A 24,788-nucleotide genomic window follows, 5' to 3' on the forward strand; every position below is an offset into this window, starting at 1 on the left:
AAGTTTGGGGGCATAGTAAAAAGGCAGGAATGTTGTTAAATAAACGTTTCTGCCCTTTCTTATGGAACATTGTTTATGCGTAATTTTATGCACGTTTTTAAAAAGCCTTTCCTGACAATCGTTTAAGCGTATTTTCGTGATGATTGCACTTCTTACAATCTTGCATAAAATCCTGTATATTCTTAGCGTATATTTTTCGCGTTTTGTCGGCAGGACTAAGATCGTTTTCTCTTTTGATTTGATTCCGATTGCTGTCTCATTCGCTGACGCTGTGCCTGCAACTTCTCAAACTCCTCATATTCAAGCTCATCCAAAATCCGATCAATCGCTTTTCCTTTAAAGAACTGCTCAAATAAAAATGGTGCGCCGTACACTTTTAACTGCTTGCCACCAAACGTGTCATTGTAACGAACAACACCTTCCCTCGTCTGCACAACCGTAACGGCTAAATGACGATTTGCCTGTTCTTCCGATAAAATACCTTCCCCAATGCAATCACTTAATACAAACGCTCGGTAACGAGAATGATTGAGGTCTTTCACAAGCCGTTGCTCTAACTCCTTCTGCAATGCTAATAATTCCTGAGGCGACGCCTGTTCACCTTTTAAAATCGCAATATCATATGCTTGCTTAAGTGTTAAATAACGATCCACCAATTGTAGCTGTTCTTTTTCGTACTTTTTCGGTGGCGTCTGTGGAAAATCATCAAGCTGCTCCTTCGTAAATGCCTCACCATAATAATCCATTGCTGTTACAAGCCATTCACGCTCTATAAGTGACTTATCTGCTACATCTAAACTTGGCATCCGTAAATGAATCCGTTCGTCGTAATAAGCGCCAAAAATCTTGAGTGCGAGCTGCAACCTTTTCATCTCTTTTAACTGCTTTTCAAATTGTGCTCGCTCTGCCTCTGATAAACGTGCAATTGTCGCTTTATTTTGCAGAGACACACCATGCTGTTGCATAAAAGTTGCTGTTTGTTGCTGCACTTTTTGTAATCGTTCCTCAGCTCCTACAACCGTAGCAATCGGCTGCTTTACAATTGACTGAATCTGACGAATAACTTCTTCAGCCCGAGCATCCATTAAAACCTCATTTACTTCTGCCTCATTTAATGTTTTTCCAATGCGAGCTGTACCATTTAACACTTCACGCTTTTCAAATGGCGTCCACGTGCTCGTATCAAGCTTAGAATAGTATTTAATAAGCAAACGGTCGGCTTCCTTTTCAAACAGCTCCTCAGCCCGTTTCAAAGCCTTTTCCTGCGCTTCAAAGCCTTTATAACTTTGCTCATTAAAATCGCCTAAATCAAGCTGTACTTGAAGCTTCACATCCCACAAATAAAGCATTCTTCTTTTATCTGCTAATGTTTCCGGCTGCACATACATTTTCAATACTTTCGATAACTGGCCAAGCTCCTGTTTTTCAGCTGGCGATAATGCCTTTAAAATGAGTTCATGTTTTTCAAACTGCTCTAATCTTTCTTCAACATCCTGAAGCGCTAATTTCTTCTCATTGCGCTCCTTCACTTCACGATTAATTGCCACTCGATCAGAAGAACGCCCTTCTTGCTCCATCTTCCTTGCAACATAGCCTTCATGAATCGTCGGCTCCTGCTCTAACCCTAAATCAGCATGTGACTTCTCTGAAATTTCTAGCTCAACGCCAGCAAGCAATAAATGCTGATTTGCATAAACTGCCCAAGACAAGCGCCACTGCTGTAATTTCTCTTTTCGATTCCAATCATTTACGTCAATTTTTCGAGACTTTTTCGCCCCACTTTCCGTAAATAAAGCCTCTCCCTTTTCATCAACAATGTATTCCTTTCGAGACTTCGCTCCCCAAGAACCATCTTCTAAAAATGGACGCATCGTTAACATCACATGAGCATGTGGATTTTTTACATCATCACGATGAATCGCCACATCTGCCACCATGCCCTCATCTACAAATACCTCTTGTACAAAATGACGCAGTAATTCTCTTTGTTGCTGCTGTGATAACTCTACCGGTAAAGCAACTGTAAATTCACGTGCAAGTTGTGCGTTTTTCGCCTTCTCAATCTTCTCTACTTCATTCCATAAACTTTCCCGATCTAAGCACCATTCAGGCGCATGTACAGGCTTTAAAAGCATCGTTTCTGGTAATACATCACGATGATGATAAGAACTCACTTTATCATACCGTTCACTATATAATCGTTCTCCACTTCGATAAGCTGCACTGGCGATTGCTGATTGTCCTTTACCTCTAGAAATGACCTGCATACTAAAATGATAAATTGCCATCAAACATCCCTCTTTTCACATGAGCGCTAGCGAATTTTTCACGTGAAGCGTGACCGTGTTTTCGCACATACACCAAATGAGAGCGTAGCGAACAAATGGTGTATAAGTGCGCCCTTAGTTACTTAGATTTTATCATAAGTCTCTTATTATTTGAATTATTTTCTCTTTTATGCTCTAATATCGTTAAAGTAACATTCTGAAATGAGAGGAGTTCTACCCATGAATGATATTCGTAAAAAACTTGATAAGCTGGAAGAAATGAAAGAACAAATTCGCCAAGAAAAAGAGAAAATGAATGCACATATCGGACGCCAGCTCTTAACAAAATTAAATATTCAACATGAAGATCTTTCGAAAACACAACTTGATGACTTAATTGATACACTCGTTACACTTTACCAAGATTACAACACACTAAAAACAGCTCCTGAACAAAGCCATGACAAATAATTCATTACACAAACTAATTGCTGAGAAAAATCGCTTAGAACTTGAAATCACAAAGCTCACAAAGCAACAAACCCATAATGAACGTACACATACACTCATTCAAAAAGGCGCTTTACTAAACAAATACTTTGATACACACCATTTATCCATTGAAGAGACAGAAGAATTACTCCAACTTTTTGCAAACTTTATAAAAGAGAAACGACCACAACGATTTAATAAATCTACCTAACAAAGGTAGAAATTTCTACTTTTGTTAGGTTACTAAAGGAGCTTATCTATGCAACTATTATCAAATGCAATTAGAGAACATATCAAAGACCTCATGCAACAACAAAACTTAACCGTTTCCGAACTAGCAAGACGATCGGGTTTAACACAATCAACCGTAGATTCCGTACTTCATACACAAAACACAAATCCTCGTATTGACACGATCCACAAAATTATTAAAGCCTTAAACATATCTGTTACAGAATTCTTTAATCATCCTACATTTAAAGACCTTTAAAACATAAAAGGTCCTCGCCCAGCAAGCTGGCCTGCGGAACGCCTCCCGCTCTGGGCTCTACTCTCCTACAAACATAAAAAATATACCTAAGAAACAACAACTACTATAGCCTCTCTCCTACACCAAAAAGCACGCGTAATTAGAAATATGTAAGGCAGACTGGAGTATTAATTTAACTAGAGCCACGAATACGATGTTCATCGGTGACGGATGGGCTTTCTTTAAAGAATAGAGATGCTAAATAGCTCATTAACGGCGCATAGCCGGCAATGATTTCTAACTCCTCTGTCCATTCCTTTATAACTTGAATCAGCTGCTTGCGATATGTCGCTTTTTTCTCTCTTGCCGTATTCATAAGCTCCATTGCATACTGAATAAACAGCTTCACTGTTGTCCAACCTGTTTTGGCACCTCTACCTTTCCCTGTTACCGTTTTAACGAGCTGTGTAGAACGCTTTAGCACCTCATTTAATGTACTTTGCGCCATACCGATTGCCTCACAAAGCTCTTTTTGTGTACGCCAAATAAACGGCTCTGAAGACGCTTTTTCAGCCGTAATGTACCCTATAATATCTTCTTCCCATTCATCATAATGGCTACGTGTACGATCCTCTCGCTCCTTTTTAAACTTGTACCAGGCACGACTGCCAAATGACACCGTATATTCAGTCCCATTTTTTACGTGCAGGGCAAGTATCGCCTCTACATATTCTTTACTTGGACCATTATATTTTCCTGAATACGCTGACTGTAAAATGGCATATAAGTCCTGACCATTTAAAGGATCTTGTAAGCGCGCATTAAATTCATCTAAAAAGTTCTCCGTACGCGACTGGTCCCAACCTTCTGCGTAGCAAATAAGCGCTAGTGTAAACAGCGTATTATTACGCCCTAGCATGCCTTTATTACCTTTAATATTCACTGTATGAACTAATGCATCAAACCACTCTGTATGCACGACAGACTGCTTCTGTTTCTTTGTAGGTAGCACAAATAAAGGACGCTGTTGATCATCATCTTGACGCATCGACCACTGTATCAGTGCCGCAATAGAATATTGATTATCGAAATCTTTATACACGACATTTTTTTCTGTTGGTAAACGGAAAAAGCCAAAGTCATTGCAAAATAAATCGGCTTCTACCGACTGTAAACTACGCTTTAAATTATCACTAATACGCTTGGCCACTTTTAACCCACGGAAGTTTTCTTTATTTGAAATAAACAGTGGCGATTCCAGTACAAAATACAGCTGATAACCACGATCCGATGCAACAATAAACGTCGGTAAACCAATTGAAGCGTCCATGCAGACAAGTAGCAGCTCGTTCACACTATATTTTTTCGTATCAATATCGACAACGAACGTATTAATTTGCTGAAGATTACGCTCCTCAAAGCCGTGGATAAAACGGCGTGAATCATCCGTATAACCAAACGTACGGTACACGTTCGGTGTAAAGTGTGTTAACGAAGGCGCATCCTCTAATAACGTTTCCTTCGACGTCACGATGTACCCCTTTACGCCATTTGCTGTAAAGTCTGCTTTTTGACGCACCACAAAGACAGACCCTTGACGTGTCGATTTTTCTTTCTTCTCAGCCTCAACACGTGCCGGCAAGCTCGCTTTCGAATGTTTCTTTTTATATGTGTGGATTCCTGTGTGTAGCAGCGTATCAAACAGCTGTCCCATCTCCTGCTTTTGTAACGCAAAAATAACCATGGACATAGCTCTCCTTTCTTCTAGGTGAGCGTCCACAGCTATCTCGTTCACAAGCACACTTAAAAAAGGGTGCATGAAGCCAATTTTCAATCAGAAATATTGAAAATGTCGTCTACAGTTGCTATAATTAGCGTAATCTTGTTTTACTAATGGCGTGTTACCAGCACACCATTTGCTAATTATAACAACAAATAAGATAGTCACATCTAGCCATGGACGCTCTCTTGTTTAGTTGTTGAAACGACGATAAGTTAGTTACCAGCTAACCGCTCGGACGCTCACTTATTTAGTTGTTATTTTTGTTGGAGTCATTCCTTGTCCTGCCAAAGACAATTGAGGAATGGCTTTTTATTTTGCCTAAAATCTTTATTACTATTTAATAAACCATAAAATACGAGGGTTGTAAACTCATAAAAAGCGTTGATATCCTTATGTTTTCTCGCACTTTTCTACTTTTCCACTTTTGCGAGAAAGTTGACTTTGGGTAGAAATTGCAAATTTCCACTTTTCCACCTTTGCGAAGTAGAAATGATTTTTCGCGTTTTAAAATGGACATAAAAATCCCCTCTCACGCCTTATATAGCAAGGATTTTCGTGAAAGGGGACAAATAAGAACTTTATTTCAAAAGTAGAAATTTCTACTTTTGTTAAGTAGATACGTTTCTCGCAAAGGCGGAAATTTCTACTTTTCCACTTTTGTGAGGAAAGGGGCTTTATATTACATTTTTGTTACAGCACAATTTTTAGTAACGCTTCTCGTAAAAGCTGCTCTCTTTGCTCTAGAAATTCAAGAAACGCATCTAACTCTTGCGAAACTTGAGGTATATAATGTTTTTCAAAATAGAAATTCAAATCTACATCATTAGGGTACTTATTATTTATCCATTCTTTAAATGGTCTGTCCGACTTTTCGATATTAGGTATACCTTCTAACAATTGAATATTACTAATTAAATCAACACTCTCTAAATATTTATCGATTTTATCTTCCGAAACACCGGCTCTTTTTAATTTAGGTCTTGTAAAGTAGCTTCTCGGATGAATGTGATCTAAATGGAAGATATTCCGATAATCTAGCGTCGGATACAACATCGAAAGAATTGTAAATGTGCGACCATTTCCATACTTGGAACTTAATAAATTATCAATTTCATCTTCATCTAAAGTAAAGTTTTTCACTTGGCCCTTATGTGCACTAATAATTTCATCTAATGGGAAATTCGATGGATTCTCTTGTATCACTTTGCGTAATGATTTAATAACATTATCCGGTGCTCCACCAAACACTCTTTTTAATAACGCTATACTTAACCATTTTTTTAATTTACTTCGGTCGTCTTCATACTTTTGTAAAATATAATAATTTTCAGGAAGCCCAATCGTCTTCAAATAATAAATAATCGGAATAAGAGCATTATTAGATGTCAACGTACTTTCTGAATAACCGAAACTAGCAGCCAAATGTACGCCCTGTCTAATAGCTTCCTTAATTTCTTCCCACTTATCTTCTATCGTTTGCATAGTAGACGCATTAAAATTATCCACTTTAAACGCAATGTCAGTAAAATCGCATAAAACTAGACTTGTTTTTAAAATAAAGTCTTTATTGAAATAAAACCCATGTCCAATGGCATTAATTTCTTCAACAAATTCTGTAATTTCTTTGCGCGCATCTTTCTTCTTCCATTGTGCCGTTGCTATAGATAATAATAAATCTGAGTAACTTAAAGTAGTACCACCACTATTTACTCGAATAAAGATATTAAGTACCTTATCTAACTCCTGATCTTTTTCTAAATAATAATTTACTATAGGTGTCTGATGAATGACCTTGTGCAATTTGAACAAAGTACTACTAACGAATCTAGCCTGTTCTTTTTCAAGTACATTTAATCCGTTTTCAAAAATGTAATCATTTACTTCCACAGGCTCTTCATATTTCAAAATATCGCCGACTTTAAACCAATGTGCTACACCATCTTCGTTGTCTTCTTTTGCTTCTTCCTCTGTAATGAACAAGAAATCATACTTCACATCAAATTCATCTGATTCCGCTAATAAATCTAAATATAAATAACGTTTTGGATAAGCTGTTGGATTATCTCTGCGCTTTCTTGGCATTTTATATGAATAGCTACCATGTAACCCAATGTATAAAGAAGTTAGTCTTTGTTGACCATCTAATATAGCAGTTAAATCATTATCTTTATTAATTTCAGAAACGCGATTATGTTTGTTTGTCTTTTCATGAAAATCTCTAATGAAATCATAAAATTGAAATTTCGTATTATTTTCTTTTAATACTTTCCAAAATAAAAATGATCCAACAGGATATCCTTGCATAATTGAATCAAATAAATGTTCGATTTGATTGGTATCCCAAACAAACTCCCTCTGGATGGCAGGTAACACAAATTCTCTCCGACGTATACTATCTGTTACTTCTTTAATTGTTATTGGCGTTTGAAAACTCAAAGTAATCGCTCCCTTCGAAATTGATTATATCAGTAACCAACAAAATTTCCTATTAAATACAGTTATAAAAGTGGAAATTTGCAAAGAAGATTTTTGCAAAGTATCTTTTTATAAGTTATACTTTAGTTATTAAAAGATAAGTTCGAAAATATATATCTATGAGGAGATGATAAAATGGCGATAACAATCGTGGTTGGGAACTTTAAAGGTGGCGTAGGTAAGACAAAGGTGTCAGTGATGGCGAGCTGGGAGCTGGCAATGGCACGTGGTAAAAAGGTTCTTTTAGTAGATATGGATCCCCAAGGCAACGCGAGCACTTTAATTGCACGTTCAACAGGTGTAACAGAAATTAACACAAGTATTTTTGAAGGGTTCCAAAACGGCTCGTTAAAAGAGTGCATCGTCGAAGTGACGGATAACCTGCATATGATTCCCGCACAAGTGTCGTTCAAAAACTTCCCAAAATTCTTATATGCCAATGTAAAAGAAGAAATCGATCAAGTTTCGTATTTAAAGAAACTGCTCGATCCGATTCGTGACGAGTACGACTACATCTTCATTGACGTACCACCAACAATTAGTGACTTCTCGGATAATGCGATGATGGCTGCGGATTACGTTTTAATTATCCTACAAGCTCAAGAATTATCGCTTGAAGGCGCTGAAACGTATGTAAAATACCTACAGTTTATGGCCGACAACTACGATGCGGATATCCAAGTCGCTGGTGTATTACCTGTGTTACTTCGTCCAGGTGGTCGTGTGGACATGTCGACAATTGAACGTGCGAAAGAAATGTTCGGGGAAGATAACGTGATGGAAAATGTCATCAAACACTTAGAACGCTTAAAAGCTTGGGACGTAACAGGTATCACAGACAACGATATGCACGATCGCAAAGCACACCAAGTCTTCCTTGATGTCATTGACGAGTTAGAAGAGAAGCTAAATCAGTTTGAGGAGGCTGGTAAGTATGAGTAATGAAAAAGGCGGTTTAATTAAAAAGAAGAAAAAACCGACAATCATGCAGCCGGCTGTTCCCGTTAAAAAAAATGATATGGACTTCGGTTATGCTGCACCTGAAAAACAGGACGAGCCGATAGCACCTGTTGAAGTACCTACCCCTGTGGTTGTTGAAAAAGAGGTCACAAAGATCGAGCCGGCTCAGCCACGTAAAAAGCTAGGTGTTGGGAAAACAAACAGCACCAAGAGCTTAAAAGTACCGACTGTCATTCATAGTGAAATCAATTTACTTGGTTCTTTTATGGATGAAGGGAAAACGTATGTCATTTTGCAAAAGTTGATTGATAGCTATGTGAAGAACGAATTAACGGATCGTCAACAGCGCCAGTTTGAATTTATGGTTGAAGCGTTTCACGAGGAAAAGTAAAGAAAGAATACTTCACAAAAGTAGAAATTTCTACTTTTGTGAAGTATCTATTTTAAGATTTTATATTTATAATAGTTATCTTAATTACAATAGAATAGTTTTGTATATACCTATTTACTATTATTACAGAAAGTTGTATCATAAGCTTATGCATATGTTTAAGAGATGGGGGAATAAAATTTGGACTGTTTAAAAAAAGCAATTCAAGAAATTTCATATCTAAAAAAAGACGAAGAATTTTTAATAAAGGACTTATTTAAGGGATATGAATGGAATCGCCTAGGTATAGGTGAGCGCCGTACATTAGGATCTCTATTTCTAAATGAAGTAAGACATGGTCAATTAAAAAATAATATTAAAATTGTTGAAAAAAATAGTGCAAACCAACAATTATATATAAAAATTTGACAACTATTTAAATAAGAAAATCAATTTCAGAAGAATAATTAACAGCTACAAATAAAAAAATATTGCTTTTTGTATAACTAAAAACAACTTAGTGGCAAAAATTTTAAAAAAAATATAAAATAAAGAAACATACGTTCCTAAATAAAGGAGTTAGAAATGCAAAATACATTATATAAAACAGCTCTTATTGACTTATATGAAAAATACAACTTAGATACTTACATTAAAAATAATTCAATTAATTTAGGGTATCCTCCAGATAACATAAGAGTTCATTCACGCTCTTTAGGTGTCTGGTTATCTTCAACAAAAAAATTCCACACTCTAGATTTATCACAACCTATTAAAGGTTCAATTCAAGTCGTTGATTTCTTTTCAGGTTGTGGTGGTATTTCATCTGGATTCAAAGCCTTTTCAACGATAATTAACTCTTTTGAAGAAGTATGTGCTATTGATAACGACATCAAAGCAAATAGTACATTTAAAGAAAATCTAGGTCTTACTCCACTCGAGTTAGATATTAATACTCTTGTTGATTTAAACTCTAGAGATTTATATAAAATTTTAAATATTAACCCTTCAAAACCATTGTTAATAATTGGTTGTGCCCCATGTCAGGGTTTTTCTGCACATAGTAAAAAATTAAAAGTTACAAATGATACTAGAAACACATTAGTAGGGAAATTTGCTAATATAGCTAAAAAATTAAATCCCGATTTTATTGTCATGGAGAATGTTCCCGAATTACTATCTAAAAAATACTGGTCTAATTTTGAAGAATTTGAAACAACTTTCCTAGAAAGTGGTTATAATGTTCGAGCTAGAGTTTATAATATGGCAGATTTCGGAATACCACAAGCGCGTCATCGTTCAATTGTACTTGCATCTAAAAGAAAGTTTTTAATGCCCGAAGGATTTTTAAAACCTAATCAATATCAAACGGTTCGAGATGCAATTGGGCACCTACCTCCTATTGAACCAGGTATCCCTTCTCCCACAGATCCGTTTCATGTAACGGCTAAACATCAAAAATCAACTATTGAAACTATTAAAAGTGTACCTAAAAACGGTGGTAACAGACCCATAGGTTCAGGACCCCAATGCTTAGATAAAGTTAAAGGCTTTTCGGACGTTTATGGCCGTCTTTCATGGGACAAACCCGCTATTACAATGACAAACTATGCGCGTAACCCTGCTAGTGGAAGATTTGTTCACCCTGAACAAGATAGAGGATTATCTGTTAGAGAGGTCTCTTTAATTCAGGGGTTCCCCCAAAATTATAAATTTTTAGGGAATTTTGATGAGAAGTATAGACAGATTGGGAACTCAGTTCCTCCTAGATTTGCAACTTATTTAGCAGCTTTTATTTTTGGAGAAATATTATCCGAAGAACCTACTGAAGAACAATATTTATTAGATTGTTCTGAGGATATTAACTTTTCTCTCACAAATACTTTTTAAGTTATAAATCTATTTATAGAAAGGAACGATGTTAATTGAAACAATTCACTTGTATAGATTTATTCTGTGGTGCTGGAGGCTTATCACTGGGGTTAAGTAAGGCAAACTTTAATATTAAAATAGCTTTTGATAATAACGAACATGCAGTATCAACATATAATAATAACTTTTCTCATAAAGCTGTTTTAGAGTCTGTTGAAAATATAAACAGTAACCAAGTATTAAAATCAGTTGGTCTAAAAAAAGGAGAGTTAGACCTTTTAGCCGGAGGTCCTCCATGTCAAGGCTTTTCGATACAACGACGTGGAGATGATAATGACTCTAGGAATACATTAGTTCTTGAATATGCCCGCTTATTAGAAGAACTTAGTCCTAAAATGTTCATTATGGAAAATGTTACTGGTCTTCAAACTAAACGTGGCAAAGTGTTTCTAGATGAAATAATTGAAAGAGCACAAAAGGCAGGATATAAATGCCACATCAGTATTTTAAATGCTGCTGATTTTGGAGTACCACAAATCAGAAAAAGAATATTTATTGTTGGAGAAAAAAGTATAGGAACAGAATCTTATTTTAAATTCCCAGAAAAGATTTTTGAACCTAATAATTATAGAACTGTGTGGAACGCTATTAAGGACTTACCTCAGCCACCTGATAATTTTAAAGATCATGAATTATATCCTAATCATAGAAAAGAAAGATTATCAGAATTAAACCGTTTAAGAATCTCCCATGTTCCTCAAGGTGGGGGACGTGAAAATATTCCAGAAGAATTACGATTAGAATGTCATAAAGTAAGTGTTGAAAAAGCAGGACATAGATATGTATATGGCCGTTTAGAAGCTGATAAACCTAGTGGGACAATAACTGCAAGATTTGATAGCTTTACACGAGGAAAATTTGCCCACCCTTTCGAAAACAGAAGTATTACATTACGTGAGGGTGCTAGATTACAAACATTCCCCGATGATTTTGTATTTTTAGGTTCTAAAGTAGAAGTGGCGAAGCAAATAGGGAATGCAGTTCCCCCAGTTTTAGCAGAACATTTAGGTCATGCCTTAAATCTAGCTATATCAAAAATGGATAAAATTTCTATGGTATAATTTAAATCAGCACCAGTATATTGGTGCTGATTTTTTAGGAGGGTTAAGCATGTTAAATAAAAAAATTGTTAAAGATTATCTTATTTCGTTTTTAAACTTTTATACTCAAGGAACAGAGTCTGGCTCTGCAACTCCAGAATTAACTTACAGACCTGCTATTAGTAACTTTTTCACTAACCTATTGAAAAACTTAAATATAGAAAAAAAAATTAACTACATACACGAACCTAGCTCAACTGGTCAAGGCCGTCCTGATTATTTATTCCATAATATCAATGACTATGGTGTTTATGGTTATATCGAAACAAAGTACGTGACATCTACTCAAATTCAAGTTACTGAATTTGAAGAACAACTAAAAAAATATGCTCAACTAAATGTGCCCTTAATTTTGACAGATGGGTTAGAATTTATTTTTTTCAAAGCCGATGGAGATATTCTAGATTTAGAAAATTTCGAACGTGTCTGCTTAGTAACATCTAAACTAGATTTCCTGCAAAAAAAGAAAATTAACCTATCATTGGACTCATTAGAAAAATTTGATTTAGAGATATCTGAATTTTTTTCCGAATCTAATCTACGTACCTTAATAAATAATGAAGTAATATCGCTTTTTTCTCGAAAAACGGCATTAATGAAATCCGAAATTCAAAAAATAATTAATATTCAGTATCCTGACCCTTTAAACTTAGAACTACATAGTAACTTAAGTAATATATACAATAACTTTAAGGCTACTCTTGACTCTAGCCTAAATAATGAATATTTTTCAAGTTTATGTGCTCAACTACTAAATTTTTCTTTATTAAGTCGCTATATAGAGTTGAAAATTAATAAAAAAGAAATAACTGTTTTAGAATTAGAATTAATAAATTCGTCAATACTTTTACAAAACTACACGCCCTTGAACACATTAATGACATACATTAAAAATAATAAATTAAGTCCTATAGCTACAACTTGGTATAGTTTGGCAAACATTTTAACAAAAATTAAATTTGATTATATTGACCTTATTGAAAATATTCCTGATTTCCATACTAAATTTTATAAACAATATGACTTAAAAGAAAAAGATGCTTATGGTGCTTATATTACACCTAATGAGGTAGTGCAATACTGGATAAGATTTTTAAATGACCTTTCAAATAAGTTTTTAGATAAAGATTTATTCGATAGATCCTTATCTATAATTGACCCTTGTTGTGGAACAAATGCAGTACATTATAATTTGACTGAATTTACAAATGTTTTAGGCAAGAAATTAGAGTGTACATTTATTGGTTTAGAAATTTTACCTGCTCCACTATTCATGGGCTGGATTCGTCTTTCTAAATTTTCTAATTTAGATACATTCAAAACTTACTTGTGTAATTCACTAATTGATGATTTGAATTGTAATGAAGAAAGTTCTAGCGATTTATCTGATGCGTATATGAATACTATAAAATCCGAAATTTCTAGAAAATTCAATTTGATAATCGCAAGTCCCCCCTCATCTGACGAAAGTATTTTAAATACAGGAGAAAATTTTAAATTTGTAAATAATATTATTGAAAAGTTTAAAATTCCATCCGAATTAAGAAGCTCTAGACAAAATATTCAAAAATCATTACAAAATGATTTTGTTAAATTTATAGCATGGTCTATGAGCAAAACAGTCGAGGGGCAAAGTATGATTTCCTTAAACGTGCCTAGTTCACTTTTAACTGAGGAATCATACCTTTATTTAAGAAAATATTTAATTGATAAATTTAAAATTATATATGTTCTAGAGTATGATTCTGATTTAAGAAAAAATTCTGGTAATAACCAAAATATAAATAACACAAGGCAAGGTCGAGTACTTATTACTCTCGTAGATGTACCTACAAATGCAGCTACAACTAAATTATATTATAAAGATATATCTTGTTTATCTATAACGGAGAGAAGAAAATGGTTTAACGATAATAACGATTTTTCTGAATATCTAGAATATGAAATTCAAACAAAAAATTATCTTTTGAAACCTGTACAAGTTGAAAAAAATAGTGTAGATTTATATTCCAATAAATTCATCTCCTTAGATTCTATTTTTAAAAATAATGTATCTGGTGTAAAAACAGCTTGTACAGCCTTGGTCGTACAAAATAATGAGGATTTAGTTCTATCTATTTTGGAAGAGTTTAAAAACGAAAAAATCTCTGATGAATATATGTTTAATAAATATTTCCAAAAGCAAGGACGAAATGTTAGCTATGCAACTGGTTGGAAAAGAGCTTATACAGCTAGGGAAATTAGTGATAATTTCATCCGTGAAAATATTGTTCCTTATAACTTTAGACCATTTTTAAAACGATCTATTTTTTACGCACCTTCTGTAATGAATGAAGCATCCAATGGTGGAGCACGATATAGACCTGAGTTACAGAAACTGTATTTAGAATCACATGTAAACCAAACTGCTTTAGCAATAGCAAAAAAACCATCTAGCTTAAGTACATCTATCGTACCTTTCACATATGTAATTGATAGCCTTACAGATAATGATTTAGCAAAAAGAGGTAACTCTTATATATACCCCATTTATTATTATCGTGAAGGTATAATAACAAATATTGACGAAAAAGTAATTAGAACTCTAAATTCATTATTCTATAACGATGAAACACCTAATTATGAATCAATTGCGTTAGATTTAATATCATATATTTATATTATTAGCTCTTCATCATACTTTTTAGAAACATTTTCTGATATCCTTTATTATCAAATAACTAATGAGTCTATTAAGGTCCCTATAACTTCAGATAAAGATTTCTATTTAACTGCTGTGAGTTTAGGACATCAATTGATTGAATCTCAATCGTCTTATATAAGAAACACTGCTAACCTTAGAGATTTACTAAAATTTGATGGCAATATAGATTTCTTACTATCAAATATTAAAATTGACTCCAATAACGGTTCTATTAAGCTTCAAGATGAAAATAACAAAGTAAAATTCTCTATAAATAACATTCCTAAAGGCATACTAACCTATAACATTAAAGGATATGACGTTGTAAAAACTTGGTTTAAATTTAATACTTATTTATTCACACATCAAAAATTCACTAAGACTGATTTAGAAAATGTCATCATCTTCTTGGAATCTCTATATAGTTATCTACAGATAGTAGAAAGTAGTGACTCTCTCGTAGAACAAATAGTTAATTCAAAATTAATTTCATTCTAGAAAGTAATCAGATAATACAAACTTACCCTTTCATATGACCAAAAGCCTGTTTTAGTATTTGAACAGGCTTAAAATTCTATTATTTTTAAAATTTTATTACAAATAATCATCTACATCATCCGATTTCAATTTAATATAATGCTCCATAATCGTTTGATGTGACTTATGGCCAGATTGTTTCGCAATTGTTGGAATATCAGCACCATTTTGATACATAGCAGTAATTTGCGTTTTTCGGAATGTGTAGGGTGCAAAGCCTAACCAACTTTGAATCGCTTGGTTATAGCTGACCTCACTAATTTGACGGCTCGTATGATTACCCCATTTATCAGCTGCACCAACAAAATGATCATCTGGTATCAGTTCACACGAAACAATATACTTTCGAATTGCCTGCACGCACTCTAGCGTCAGGCGTTTTTCTTTCATTTCGCCTTGTTTGACCATCATCACCTGTACCGTTCGATTTTCTAAATCAAAATCGCTCACCTTCAGCCGCACCATTTCAGAAGGACGATTGGCTGTAATCAAATTAACCAAGCAAATCGCACGCTTGCGAATGTCACTCTTTTTATCCGTATCATAGCGATCAATGAGACGTAACACATCACTTTGCTTTTCGGCACGTTTCCCTCGCATCGGTTTTAGACGCATATATTCCTCATGATTATATAAACCTCGCAATAATTTGATGCTCGTCTCATGCTCTGAGGTGAATTGAAATCCATATTCATGCACTAGCCAGTACTTCACACCCGCTAAGCGTCGATTAAATGTGGATAGTCGGACTTGCTGCTGTGTAATTAAATGATGGAGATACAACTCTAACGATTCAAAATCTAACTTTAAAAAATGTTCATCACAAAACGCTTGGAATTGTTTAAAGTCAGATTGATATTGTGCCAGCTTCTGTTGTTGAATTTTCTGCAGTGTTTCGTCCTTTTGCTTCGTCATTTTATATTGCTGCAAAGAAAATAGAGTTTCTTCCATTATATATGCACTCCTATCCAAATTTTGAGTGGATATTTCAAAAGTAGAAATTTCTACTTTTGAAAAGTTTTCTTTTTGTGATTTAATCGCTTTAAATATAAGAACTTACGTTTGTTTATTATACCATTATCAACCTTAAACAAGCATTATTTTTTAAGGTTGATAACTTATTTTTTATACACCTCACTTAGCAAAGTCTCCACGAACGAACTATCTGTCATTTCTAAAATCCTCTTTAAATAATTGACTTCCTACTTCTTCTTACTTTAAAATGATGAACAGGAAATAACCACAATGGTTGTAGGGGTAATGGGGCAGCTTATTACGCTGATTTTTAAAATTTGATGACCTTAGAGTCTAGCGCCAATTGGTGCACCATCACAAGGCGACGCGATTTTTTACTTACAATCTCTTACCCTATCTCATATAAATTGAAAAAGACGCACAAAGTGTACGCCTTTTCACTCTTACATATATCCTTTTTCTTTTAATGACAGGAAATTATTTTCGCAAACGATTAAATGGTCGAGAAGTTCCACGCCTAATAATTCTCCTGCCTCCTTTAAACGCTCCGTAACATCAATATCCTCGGGGCTTGGTGTACAATTTTGGCTGGGGTGGTTATGTGCCACAATTATACTACCTGCATTTTGTAAGAATGCTGTTTTAAACACTTCACGTGGTGTGACGATACTTGCATTTAATGAACCGATATGACAACGGTGCAAAGATTGAATTTGATTTTTTGTTGATAAACAAGCGACTAAAAAGATTTCTCTATCCTCGTCACCAATAAATTTCATTGCAATATTGGCAAAGTCTTGAGGGCTACGCACTGTATAATCTGTAAGGTTTTCCGACAAATATTTCTTTGGCAGTTTACGACGCTCGGCTTTAATTTTTACAATCTCATAAATCGGCTCTAACGACTGGTTGCTAGTGTTTGTCATGGTGTTTCCTCCTTAGATTTTTTCGATTGCTTTAGCCGCAATCACGAAGTCGGAAGGCTGAATTTTTTCCGATTTCTTGGCTATGCCATGCAGCTATTTGCAGCAATCAAAAAGCAAGGAATCGCCTTAGCGATAGCTCAAAATTTTTTGTAGCGTAAGCATGTTTAAACAAAAAATTTTGACAGTCCTTGCTTTTTGAGGTGAAACTCGGATAGCAGTGTGGTAGGCAGAATCTGCCACGCTGCTTGCCGCAAGTTGAACGCAAATGGCAAAGCCCAAGCAAATGATCTTGTTGCTTGGGCGTATGGCGAAAGAAATCGAAAAAATGCTCACAATAAAAGTGACTGCCGTGACAGTCACTTCCGATTTGTCTTTTGTATTAGATGTTGACCTTCGCCTCGTTTGGTATGGCGGCCTTGCCGTAAACGGTACAGGAATCTACTCGCTGTTAGGCACTTACAGCGAGTGATTATCGAAGCGTTTAATGCCAAAGCGACACGTACCCATTCACACAAAGCGTCATTTGCTTGTGATGAAGGGGTAGTGCAAGTGCTATAATAAATGTTTTATTTACTCTAATTACGTGGAGGTTAGTTAATGAACACTTATTTAAATAATTCCTTTAAAGCTAATACTAAACCTATTTCTTTTGTTCCATTACAAAATATCGAATTACAAGGTCCTACACACACTGTAACCTTCCCAAAAAACATAAAATTACGAAAGACAGCACCAGATATACTCAATCGCCATAAAGAAGTCTTATATAAAAATATGGGTATTTCATTAGCTAATGAAGTTTTTAATACATATTTAGTTTATTCATACACTGAAGACATTGGAAAATTTGAAGATTTCCTAACACCTTATAAACAAGTATTATGGTTAATAAAAGACAATGCAGTGGATTATACGTTACTCTTTGGCTTTAATGGAAATTGGTCAAATTGGTGCTTTACTTTTAACTCAACAAAAGTCTCTAATTCTGATGGTACTTACCGTAGTTCTAAATTTAGCTCTGAAGAATTAAAACGAGCTGCTTTATTGGTGGAAGAATTACAAAAAAACAAATTATTTATTGAAGTGAGCACACTTGAAACATATAGTAATACTCCCAATCAAATTATTTTCTCCCATGATAAAACATTAGAATATGAAAAGCTCAGTCGATTACAAGTGGCTTGGAGATTCATACATTTAGCTCGAACTCAAACATTTTTAAATTCAAAAATTTCTTTTTATATAATGGCACTTGAAAGCATTTTCTCAGATAGTACGCAGTATATTAAGGAAAAATTATCAATGAGAACAAGTAAATTTATAGCCGAAAATCAAGATGATTTTGAATTCATTAATAAAACCATAAAAAAGGCCTATAATATTCGTTCCGTGTATTTACATGGTTCTTCAAAAATCACTGATAATTTGACTTTACTTTCTAAAGATATTGATTCAATCCTCCGACGAGTGATAAACCGTATTTTAGAAGAATTTGAAAATTTCAGTCATTTAAATAAAAGACAATACAAAGAGTGGATACAAAAAATAGAAGAAAAAAATATTATTTAGCACCTAAATTCAATAAAACAAACTAGGAGGTTATTTTTCCAAAAAAACTTTTAAGATGTTCTTTAAAATCTTTTTTTCTTGAAATAATTTCATAAAAAAATTCTTGATTTACACTTATATCATTTTTCGCTACCAGATGATGAATATCTTTCAAACAATTCAATACCAAGTCTGGAGATTTTATTTCCGATACTTTCATATTCTCACAAAATTCTAAACAAAGATTATCAATATTCAATTTTAATAAATCACTAGGAAACATTTTAATAAGCCAATCTTCACTTACTAATATATGTGCCTCTATACACGAAGAATTAGAATGTATCGTAAAAATTTCAGCATTATTCATCTGATTGAATCCAAATAATGCAACATGAGCAACTGCTTCATTTGAATGATTATTCATTAATTCCTTTATTTCTGTCGCAATTATTTTTAACTCATAGAATTGATAGAAATTATTCATTTTTTTCTTACAAAGGGAATAAATTTTCTCTAATAATAAAATATCTCCAGTAACAGCTAAATATTGATATTTAGTTATTTGTTCGAACTTTCTGAAATTATTTTTTACAGGTACTAAATTTTCTAAATCTGTTAATTGACCATCGCTAGTAACAGCAATAAAATCTTTACTTAAAAATATTGATACAAAACTCATTATATCCCTCATTTTCAAACCAAGTATTATTTATATAATACCAGAACTTACGTTCTTATAAAAGTATAAGTCCCCTCTTACTAAATATCCTTTTATTAATATTTAGTAAGAGGATTTTTTATTCTATTTGAAATGAGATCTTTTGCTTATTAATTTTCCTATCATTTAAATTTATCTGTTCTTTATCTACATCCTTCCCTTGTAACTGACTAATTAGTTTATTCTCATTTTCCAACACTGGCTTAAAATGCTGCAATTCATCTTTCCCATAAATATAAGCCTTCACCGTCTGATTTTCAGATGCAGCTGCATGGAGAAACGATGCTTTTGCCTCCTTCACTTCGCTAAATCCAATAATCGGTGCGTCCGTTTTCTTATGATACAGCTCTATAACAGGCTTGGGTACATTCACTTCACGCAAAGCAAATTGCTCAGAAAAGCTCTCGTACATCATCGCTGCTGTGGGTTGTCGATCGATGACATTCATCAGTAAAATGACCTTATCTTTTAGCATACCTTCATGAATGACTTCCCCTCGTTCATCCATCAAATACTTCGTTTGACGGTCGTACTTAGCGATTTCAAAGCCATTGTAGCGTGCATCAAATACTTCAATCGCAATTTTAGGCGCTTTTACATAAGAAAGGGCTGGTAAATGTTTGGCCAACTGCTCAAATGAAACCGCCTTGCTCTCTAGTTTTGGTTCCTGAATGATTTGTTCTAATTGCTCATACAGTTGTGGGTGCAGCACAACATCTAGCGTGGCTAACGTCTTTTCAAGAGTCGCCTGAATTTCAAATAATGCCTTTCGCATTAATTCCGTATCTTTTGCCCATGTTGCAATATATCCTAAGGAAAAATGGCTCGTATCAAAGCCTAAATATGCCATTGTCGCACAGGCAATCGATTCTGCTTGCGCTTCCTTGTGGGCACGTGTTGCTTCACGATAATCACCACTACGCCCGTGCAGCTGTGCATGGGCGAATTCATGAATAAGCGTACTTAATTTTGCAACCGGATTATTTTCACTACCATTAATGATAATTTCGTTTGTCGATGGCACAAAGTAACCTCGTCCTTCCTCATGAATCGAATACGTCTTCTCTGCAACGTGCAACTGCTTAAATTGATTCAAATAATTTTTAAACTGATCATATAGCCTCTGGGCATCCTCATCGGTTTGAAATCGTTCAATTACAAAATCTCTAGTCGTTTTAAGTGGCTCTCCTGCCGTTTGGGCAATGTCAAACACCGTTACCCATTTATACCGAACTAAGACGTTCTCCATCTTCAGCTCACAGTTTTCATAAATGGGTTGCTTTGTTTTCGGATCGAGTACTGGCTGCTGCTCAAAAATAGGGGCACGAATTTGAATCCCCTTCTCCCCTTTTTGTACATAACGCTCATGCTTTTTCCATGCTTGAAAGCCAGCGACATAAGTAGCTTTCGGATTTTGCATAAAAATGAGAATTTGGTTATCTACCGAATACTGGCGCATACTTGCCATGAAAGTTAAGTACCGCTTAAATTCAGCTTGGTTCGCAAATTGCGTCAGTTGTTCTTCAAGTCTTGTCGTAAGCTCTTTTGTGCGTTTCTCATATGAGTTAGGTCGTAAGGGCATTACGCCTCACCTCGCTTTTGATATAAAGGTACATAACGCTGCTCGTTTTCAAATGGCACTTCTAAATACGCAACAATGTCGTATGAAAGTAAATCTGGTACTTCTACAATCGTCAGTAAATCACGCTTATCACGGTAAATCGGCTTATCGCTAAACTCCACTTCTTCACGTCGATACATTTCTCTAACCTCCTTCTTTATTTCAAAAGTAGAAATTTCTACTTTTGAAAGGTATATATTTCTACTTATGTTTTTTATACTTATGTTCTATTTATTCACTTTCAAAACTATATTCTATTTGTTAAATTAAAATTAAGGAGGTGCTTTATGCACTTAGATAAACATATTAAAGACTTTTTTCACCTAGTAAAAATACAGCAAATTGAGATTTACAATGAATTTTCTTTGCAACACGAATTAGGTATATATTTGCGTAATCATCTTGATTCTACTTTTATAATTCAATTCGAAAGGAATATTCGTTTCTTTGGGATCCAAGAAAAATTAATTAAAAAAGAATTGGATATAGCAATCTATAATTCACAAACAAATGAAAAATATGCTATCGAACTTAAATTCCCCAAAAATGGGCAGCATCCTGAATCAATGTTTAGTTTTTCTAAAGACATTAAATTTATGGAACAAATAAAAGAACATGGTTTTACTAATACATATGCTGTAACCTACGTCGAAGATAAATTATTTTATAAGGGTTCCAATACTAGCGGTATCTATGCATATTTCCGTTCGGGTCATTTACTTCACGGTGAAATTATTAAACCTACAGGAAAAAAAGATGAGCATTTTTATATTAATGGTTCATATCAAATAAATTGGACAAGTTTAGATAACGATGCTTGTTATTATATAGTTACGATTTAATACTTAACAAAAGTAGAAATTTCTACTTTTGTTAAGTATATTTTTATTTACTAAGCTTAATCGTTGCATCTTCCACACGCTTGCCGTCTTCATCTAGCTCATACAAAGTGATGTTTTCTTTATCTTGTTTTTCAATTTCATACTGGTAAGCAAGCTGTTTCTCACCGTCTTTAGTTGTATAAAGATTTAAAATCTCATCTTCAACCGTCCATTCAAATGAATTATTGAACACGCCCATTTCAACTAACACCGTATCATTATCATTAAAAGTAACTGTGCCTCCACCGCCTGAAGATTCAGTGCCAGTCCATTCACCAAGTAAATCACTTTGACTATCCCCACACGCTGCTAATAAAAACGTTAATAATACAATAGGTAACATACGCATCCACTTCATTACCTTAGCCTCCTATCTATTTTAAAAGTCGCATCATCGAAATACGGGTAGCTGACTTCCCAAGAGAAATCCCGCCTTTTGCACCTCCACTTGAATACCACATAGAACGAAGCACACTAGGCCCACGAATAATTAATACACCACAACCGATGATTAACATAAAGTCATACCAACTATTAAAGTTAGCGAGCAACTGGACAATGGCTGCCATGAGTAGCACTTGCGTAACGATACTAACAATTTGGCTTAAAAATTCACGCCACCATACTTCACTAAAATCATAGTTTTCAGTCGCAATGGTAATCGCTGCAAAGACACTAAATATCTCTAAAATGATGAGATCCACATGGTACACGCAAATTTTGAACGTGAACACGATAAACACGACGACTAAAAATAGTAATAGTAATGTAATTGCCATCGTGCCCGATCCAAATACATCTACGACCATGGAAGATTCAATTGAATTCGTAATAATATCTGAGGAGCTGCCAGCAATTTCAACAAACATATACTCCATTAATGGGTACAGAATTTCTTTCACCACAAAATATAAAATAATGGGTAGCAAAAACACCATGACACTTGCCTTTAATGCACTGACGATAATTTCAGCAATATTACTTTCATTATTGGTCGCTTCATTTAGCATGGCGTTCAATATTCTAAACAGCACAATCGCCACAAGTAACACACCGCCAAAAACAGCAAAAATGCGATACACATTTAAAAACAAGCCACTGAGCGCTTCATGGTTAAAGAGTACCTCTGCTAAAAACTTAAAAACCGCTGTTAGTAAATCATTTAACCATTCCTCAATCATATTCATGACTTTATCTTTTATATCAAACAACTGGCAGCCCTCCTTTTAACGAAGCTCTATGCACAGCTATTGTTTTTCTAAATCAATTTCTCCCTGTAATTCCTCCATTGCACTTTCAAATGTGACCTCCTGCTCCACCACTTCAAAGCCAAAAAAGTCCTTTTCCAACTGTTCCTGCTCGGTTTGCTTGGCTACTGCCTTTTTCGCAATATCTTCCTCAAACGCTTGCTGAGCAAGCGTTAACTTTTGTAGTTGCTCTGCTGAAGGCTTTGCATGATAGCCAAACTGGCTGACCTCATATTTTTCCGTTACACCAGGAAACAATTGAAACTGAAAGGCTTTTTTTACTCGAATGGGTGGCTTATGCTGAAATAAAATGATGCCCATATCAGCCGGCATTTGCATAATTTCACCTGCTGTCATTAAATCACGTGCAGCAAAGCTTTCATTTTCGCTCATGCTACTCGTTCGGTTCTCCTTACCGTATTGCTTCGATTCAGATTCCGTATCTACTTTAACGGTCGTTTTATCAAGCAAGTCCTTAAAATAAGTAGCCGTTGTACGATTAGCAGCGTTTAAACATAATTTAATCCCACAGTTCCCTAAAATGGACTCTGCCTTTTTATCGCCGTAACGATCCTGAAGCTGCGAAATCGTTTGAATAATTGTAGCGACACTAATGCCGTAACCACGACACGTTGCTAAAAATTCCTCGTAATTATCAAACTTCCCGAGATTAACAAACTCATCTAAAATAAAGTTCACATTCCGTGGCAATTTCGCATGATGTAGTGCTGCTAGCTCGTACAATTCATTAAATAATTGACTAAAGAACAAGTTCACTAAGCTCTGCCATGACTGGTCCATCAACGGAATAATTACATACAGCATCATTTTCTTCTGCCCGATATCCATCAAATGAAAATCGCTGAAACTCGTAAATTCTGCCACTTCGCTATCAATGTAGTCAGAAATGGTCGTAAGGAGCGATACGATAATACTGCCCTGCATTTCCTGCTTCGCTTTTTTATAACCTAGCTCGTAGGCACGTCTCGCTGGATGCTTAAAATCAAGCTGTAAAAACTGTTTGTCGAGGTCGCTGTCCCCGTGACCATCCTCCGTATCAAACGTTTGCAAAAATTCTAATAACCCACGCATATTACGATGCTTCGGCTCTAACTCATGAATGGCGTATAAAATGAGCGCTTTCAGAAGTGCTCGCTGCGAGTAGTACCACACATCTCTCTTGCCGTCCTTATTCGCACTATCAACCATCTTCGTCGCAACTGTGGTCGCCTGCGTTTCCTTGCGTACATAATCAAGGGGATTATGCCGATCGCTCGCCTGCATGTTCATAAAATTAATAACATGTACCTCGTAGCCCTGTGCCTCTTTAATCGCTGCCGTTTTCTCGTACACCTCGGCCTTGGGGTCTGTGATGACAATGCTGTTCTCGGTTTCATATAAAACATTCGTCATAACAAAGGACTGTGTTTTATAGCTACCAGGTCCACCAACGACCATAATATTGCGGTTCGGCTTCGATTCATTTGGCTGGATTAACACCTTTTTATTGTAGATGCCTAAAATGGTGCCGTTCATTTTATCAGCTCCCTTTTCACTTATAAAACAAGAGCTAGGTATGGTAAAATTTAGACAAATATATTTTAAGGAGCCAACAAGCTTGGCTGCCTTAGCAACTGTCTACTTATTTTCTTTAGGTATAACTGTAGTTTCTACATTAAAAATGAATCAGGTGGTGGTTAACATGAAAAATATCTTTAGCTTTACTACACTAGCAACAATCAGCAATCAGTTAACATCCCTACTTGGCTCAGCCTTAGTAACAGTTGCTTTGGCTCCTTAA

General features: G+C 35.0%; 24 protein-coding genes. 13 read left to right on the forward strand and 11 right to left on the reverse strand.

Annotation, left to right across the window (positions count from 1 at the left end; all coding sequences use genetic code 11):
- Positions 1–215 precede the first annotated feature (215 nt).
- A complete protein-coding gene (mobQ, locus tag MKZ17_RS20175) occupies positions 216–2,288 on the reverse strand; it encodes a MobQ family relaxase (RefSeq protein WP_340725592.1) in 2,073 nt (690 codons plus the stop codon).
- A 219-nt stretch (positions 2,289–2,507) separates the two neighbouring features.
- On the opposite strand from mobQ, the gene MKZ17_RS20180 reads away from it, so the two are divergent.
- The 3 genes from MKZ17_RS20180 to MKZ17_RS20190 are packed head-to-tail and all read left to right on the forward strand — an operon-like array spanning position 2,508 to position 3,249.
- Positions 2,508–2,738 carry a hypothetical protein gene (locus MKZ17_RS20180; RefSeq protein ID WP_340725593.1) on the forward strand — a complete coding sequence of 77 codons (231 nt, stop codon included), beginning with the start codon at positions 2,508–2,510 and terminating at the stop codon, positions 2,736–2,738.
- Positions 2,728–2,970, forward strand: coding sequence for a hypothetical protein (locus MKZ17_RS20185; RefSeq protein WP_340725594.1), 243 nt, complete (start codon positions 2,728–2,730; stop codon positions 2,968–2,970). Before MKZ17_RS20180 ends, MKZ17_RS20185 begins: the two co-directional genes overlap by 11 nt.
- A gap of 48 nt (positions 2,971–3,018) precedes the next feature.
- Complete coding sequence (locus MKZ17_RS20190) at positions 3,019–3,249, forward strand: helix-turn-helix domain-containing protein (RefSeq protein WP_340725595.1); 231 nt, start codon at positions 3,019–3,021, stop codon at positions 3,247–3,249.
- A gap of 172 nt (positions 3,250–3,421) precedes the next feature.
- On the opposite strand, the gene MKZ17_RS20195 is transcribed toward MKZ17_RS20190, so the two are convergent.
- Together MKZ17_RS20195 and MKZ17_RS20200 are read right to left on the reverse strand one after the other, a co-directional pair.
- Positions 3,422–4,972: a primase C-terminal domain-containing protein gene (locus tag MKZ17_RS20195; protein WP_340725596.1), complete on the reverse strand. Its 1,551-nt coding sequence runs from the start codon at positions 4,970–4,972 to the stop codon at positions 3,422–3,424.
- 729 nt (positions 4,973–5,701) lie between these two features.
- Positions 5,702–7,447: a DUF262 domain-containing protein gene (locus tag MKZ17_RS20200; protein WP_340725597.1), complete on the reverse strand. Its 1,746-nt coding sequence runs from the start codon at positions 7,445–7,447 to the stop codon at positions 5,702–5,704.
- A gap of 174 nt (positions 7,448–7,621) precedes the next feature.
- On the opposite strand from MKZ17_RS20200, the gene MKZ17_RS20205 reads away from it, so the two are divergent.
- From MKZ17_RS20205 to MKZ17_RS20230, 6 genes are all read left to right on the forward strand, one after another.
- Complete coding sequence (locus MKZ17_RS20205; RefSeq protein WP_340725598.1) at positions 7,622–8,428, forward strand: AAA family ATPase; 807 nt, start codon at positions 7,622–7,624, stop codon at positions 8,426–8,428.
- Positions 8,421–8,837: a hypothetical protein gene (locus tag MKZ17_RS20210; RefSeq protein WP_340725599.1), complete on the forward strand. Its 417-nt coding sequence runs from the start codon at positions 8,421–8,423 to the stop codon at positions 8,835–8,837. Before MKZ17_RS20205 ends, MKZ17_RS20210 begins: the two co-directional genes overlap by 8 nt.
- A gap of 180 nt (positions 8,838–9,017) precedes the next feature.
- Positions 9,018–9,245: a single-stranded DNA-binding protein gene (locus MKZ17_RS20215; protein WP_340725600.1), complete on the forward strand. Its 228-nt coding sequence runs from the start codon at positions 9,018–9,020 to the stop codon at positions 9,243–9,245.
- A gap of 156 nt (positions 9,246–9,401) precedes the next feature.
- On the forward strand, positions 9,402–10,706 hold the full coding sequence (locus MKZ17_RS20220) for a DNA cytosine methyltransferase (protein ID WP_340725601.1): 1,305 nt from the start codon (positions 9,402–9,404) through the stop codon (positions 10,704–10,706).
- Between the two features lie 35 nt (positions 10,707–10,741).
- Positions 10,742–11,809, forward strand: a complete 1,068-nt coding sequence (locus MKZ17_RS20225; protein ID WP_340725602.1) for a DNA cytosine methyltransferase — start codon at positions 10,742–10,744, stop codon at positions 11,807–11,809.
- Between the two features lie 49 nt (positions 11,810–11,858).
- Positions 11,859–15,029, forward strand: a complete 3,171-nt coding sequence (locus tag MKZ17_RS20230) for a type ISP restriction/modification enzyme (protein WP_340725603.1) — start codon at positions 11,859–11,861, stop codon at positions 15,027–15,029.
- A 96-nt stretch (positions 15,030–15,125) separates the two neighbouring features.
- Here the strand turns inward: MKZ17_RS20230 and MKZ17_RS20235 are convergent, their stop codons facing one another.
- A complete protein-coding gene (locus MKZ17_RS20235; protein ID WP_340725604.1) occupies positions 15,126–16,019 on the reverse strand; it encodes a tyrosine-type recombinase/integrase in 894 nt (297 codons plus the stop codon).
- Positions 16,020–16,486: 467 nt separating this feature from the next.
- Positions 16,487–16,969, reverse strand: a complete 483-nt coding sequence (locus tag MKZ17_RS20240; RefSeq protein WP_340725605.1) for a JAB domain-containing protein — start codon at positions 16,967–16,969, stop codon at positions 16,487–16,489.
- Between the two features lie 265 nt (positions 16,970–17,234).
- On the opposite strand from MKZ17_RS20240, the gene MKZ17_RS20245 reads away from it, so the two are divergent.
- Together MKZ17_RS20245 and MKZ17_RS20250 are read left to right on the forward strand one after the other, a co-directional pair.
- A complete protein-coding gene (locus MKZ17_RS20245; protein ID WP_340725606.1) occupies positions 17,235–17,438 on the forward strand; it encodes a hypothetical protein in 204 nt (67 codons plus the stop codon).
- 128 nt (positions 17,439–17,566) lie between these two features.
- The gene (locus tag MKZ17_RS20250; protein ID WP_340725607.1) at positions 17,567–18,538 is read left to right on the forward strand and encodes a hypothetical protein; all 972 of its coding nucleotides are present in this window, start codon (positions 17,567–17,569) and stop codon (positions 18,536–18,538) included.
- Positions 18,539–18,560: 22 nt separating this feature from the next.
- On the opposite strand, the gene MKZ17_RS20255 is transcribed toward MKZ17_RS20250, so the two are convergent.
- The 3 genes from MKZ17_RS20255 to MKZ17_RS20265 form a co-directional block, all read right to left on the reverse strand.
- On the reverse strand, positions 18,561–19,199 hold the full coding sequence (locus MKZ17_RS20255; protein ID WP_340725608.1) for a hypothetical protein: 639 nt from the start codon (positions 19,197–19,199) through the stop codon (positions 18,561–18,563).
- A gap of 118 nt (positions 19,200–19,317) precedes the next feature.
- A complete protein-coding gene (locus MKZ17_RS20260) occupies positions 19,318–20,820 on the reverse strand; it encodes an ArdC family protein (RefSeq protein ID WP_340725609.1) in 1,503 nt (500 codons plus the stop codon).
- Positions 20,820–20,999, reverse strand: coding sequence for a hypothetical protein (locus MKZ17_RS20265; RefSeq protein WP_126992091.1), 180 nt, complete (start codon positions 20,997–20,999; stop codon positions 20,820–20,822). The genes MKZ17_RS20260 and MKZ17_RS20265 overlap by 1 nt, the downstream gene beginning before the upstream one ends.
- Positions 21,000–21,146: 147 nt before the next feature.
- Here MKZ17_RS20265 and MKZ17_RS20270 point away from each other — a divergent pair, with 147 nt between their 5' ends.
- Positions 21,147–21,701, forward strand: coding sequence for a hypothetical protein (locus MKZ17_RS20270; RefSeq protein ID WP_340725610.1), 555 nt, complete (start codon positions 21,147–21,149; stop codon positions 21,699–21,701).
- Between the two features lie 43 nt (positions 21,702–21,744).
- Here the strand turns inward: MKZ17_RS20270 and MKZ17_RS20275 are convergent, their stop codons facing one another.
- The 3 genes from MKZ17_RS20275 to MKZ17_RS20285 are packed head-to-tail and all read right to left on the reverse strand — an operon-like array spanning position 21,745 to position 24,523.
- On the reverse strand, positions 21,745–22,098 hold the full coding sequence (locus MKZ17_RS20275) for a hypothetical protein (RefSeq protein ID WP_340725611.1): 354 nt from the start codon (positions 22,096–22,098) through the stop codon (positions 21,745–21,747).
- A gap of 16 nt (positions 22,099–22,114) precedes the next feature.
- Positions 22,115–22,951, reverse strand: coding sequence for a conjugal transfer protein TrbL family protein (locus tag MKZ17_RS20280; RefSeq protein ID WP_340725612.1), 837 nt, complete (start codon positions 22,949–22,951; stop codon positions 22,115–22,117).
- Positions 22,952–22,987: 36 nt separating this feature from the next.
- Entirely contained in the window at positions 22,988–24,523 is a 1,536-nt protein-coding gene (locus MKZ17_RS20285; RefSeq protein ID WP_340725613.1) for a VirD4-like conjugal transfer protein, CD1115 family, read from the reverse strand.
- Between the two features lie 82 nt (positions 24,524–24,605).
- Here MKZ17_RS20285 and MKZ17_RS20290 point away from each other — a divergent pair, with 82 nt between their 5' ends.
- The gene (locus MKZ17_RS20290) at positions 24,606–24,788 is read left to right on the forward strand and encodes a hypothetical protein (protein ID WP_340725614.1); all 183 of its coding nucleotides are present in this window, start codon (positions 24,606–24,608) and stop codon (positions 24,786–24,788) included.

Origin of the sequence: Solibacillus sp. FSL R7-0682 (assembly GCF_038005985.1) — a bacterium.
Classification (GTDB): Bacteria; Bacillota; Bacilli; order Bacillales_A; family Planococcaceae; genus Solibacillus.

Coding starts and splice junctions, on each gene's coding strand:
- MKZ17_RS20220 (WP_340725601.1), top strand. CDS start 9,402: ATGCAAAATACATTATATAAAACAGCTCTTATTGACTTATATGAAAAA.
- MKZ17_RS20205 (WP_340725598.1), top strand. CDS start 7,622: ATGGCGATAACAATCGTGGTTGGGAACTTTAAAGGTGGCGTAGGTAAG.
- MKZ17_RS20210 (WP_340725599.1), top strand. CDS start 8,421: ATGAGTAATGAAAAAGGCGGTTTAATTAAAAAGAAGAAAAAACCGACA.
- MKZ17_RS20240 (WP_340725605.1), bottom strand. CDS start 16,969: ATGACAAACACTAGCAACCAGTCGTTAGAGCCGATTTATGAGATTGTA.
- MKZ17_RS20180 (WP_340725593.1), top strand. CDS start 2,508: ATGAATGATATTCGTAAAAAACTTGATAAGCTGGAAGAAATGAAAGAA.
- MKZ17_RS20285 (WP_340725613.1), bottom strand. CDS start 24,523: ATGAACGGCACCATTTTAGGCATCTACAATAAAAAGGTGTTAATCCAG.
- MKZ17_RS20230 (WP_340725603.1), top strand. CDS start 11,859: ATGTTAAATAAAAAAATTGTTAAAGATTATCTTATTTCGTTTTTAAAC.
- MKZ17_RS20235 (WP_340725604.1), bottom strand. CDS start 16,019: ATGGAAGAAACTCTATTTTCTTTGCAGCAATATAAAATGACGAAGCAA.
- MKZ17_RS20195 (WP_340725596.1), bottom strand. CDS start 4,972: ATGGTTATTTTTGCGTTACAAAAGCAGGAGATGGGACAGCTGTTTGAT.
- MKZ17_RS20190 (WP_340725595.1), top strand. CDS start 3,019: ATGCAACTATTATCAAATGCAATTAGAGAACATATCAAAGACCTCATG.
- MKZ17_RS20275 (WP_340725611.1), bottom strand. CDS start 22,098: ATGAAGTGGATGCGTATGTTACCTATTGTATTATTAACGTTTTTATTA.
- MKZ17_RS20265 (WP_126992091.1), bottom strand. CDS start 20,999: ATGTATCGACGTGAAGAAGTGGAGTTTAGCGATAAGCCGATTTACCGT.
- MKZ17_RS20270 (WP_340725610.1), top strand. CDS start 21,147: ATGCACTTAGATAAACATATTAAAGACTTTTTTCACCTAGTAAAAATA.
- MKZ17_RS20250 (WP_340725607.1), top strand. CDS start 17,567: ATGAACACTTATTTAAATAATTCCTTTAAAGCTAATACTAAACCTATT.
- MKZ17_RS20260 (WP_340725609.1), bottom strand. CDS start 20,820: ATGCCCTTACGACCTAACTCATATGAGAAACGCACAAAAGAGCTTACG.
- MKZ17_RS20255 (WP_340725608.1), bottom strand. CDS start 19,199: ATGAGTTTTGTATCAATATTTTTAAGTAAAGATTTTATTGCTGTTACT.
- MKZ17_RS20245 (WP_340725606.1), top strand. CDS start 17,235: ATGGCAAAGCCCAAGCAAATGATCTTGTTGCTTGGGCGTATGGCGAAA.
- MKZ17_RS20185 (WP_340725594.1), top strand. CDS start 2,728: ATGACAAATAATTCATTACACAAACTAATTGCTGAGAAAAATCGCTTA.
- mobQ (WP_340725592.1), bottom strand. CDS start 2,288: ATGGCAATTTATCATTTTAGTATGCAGGTCATTTCTAGAGGTAAAGGA.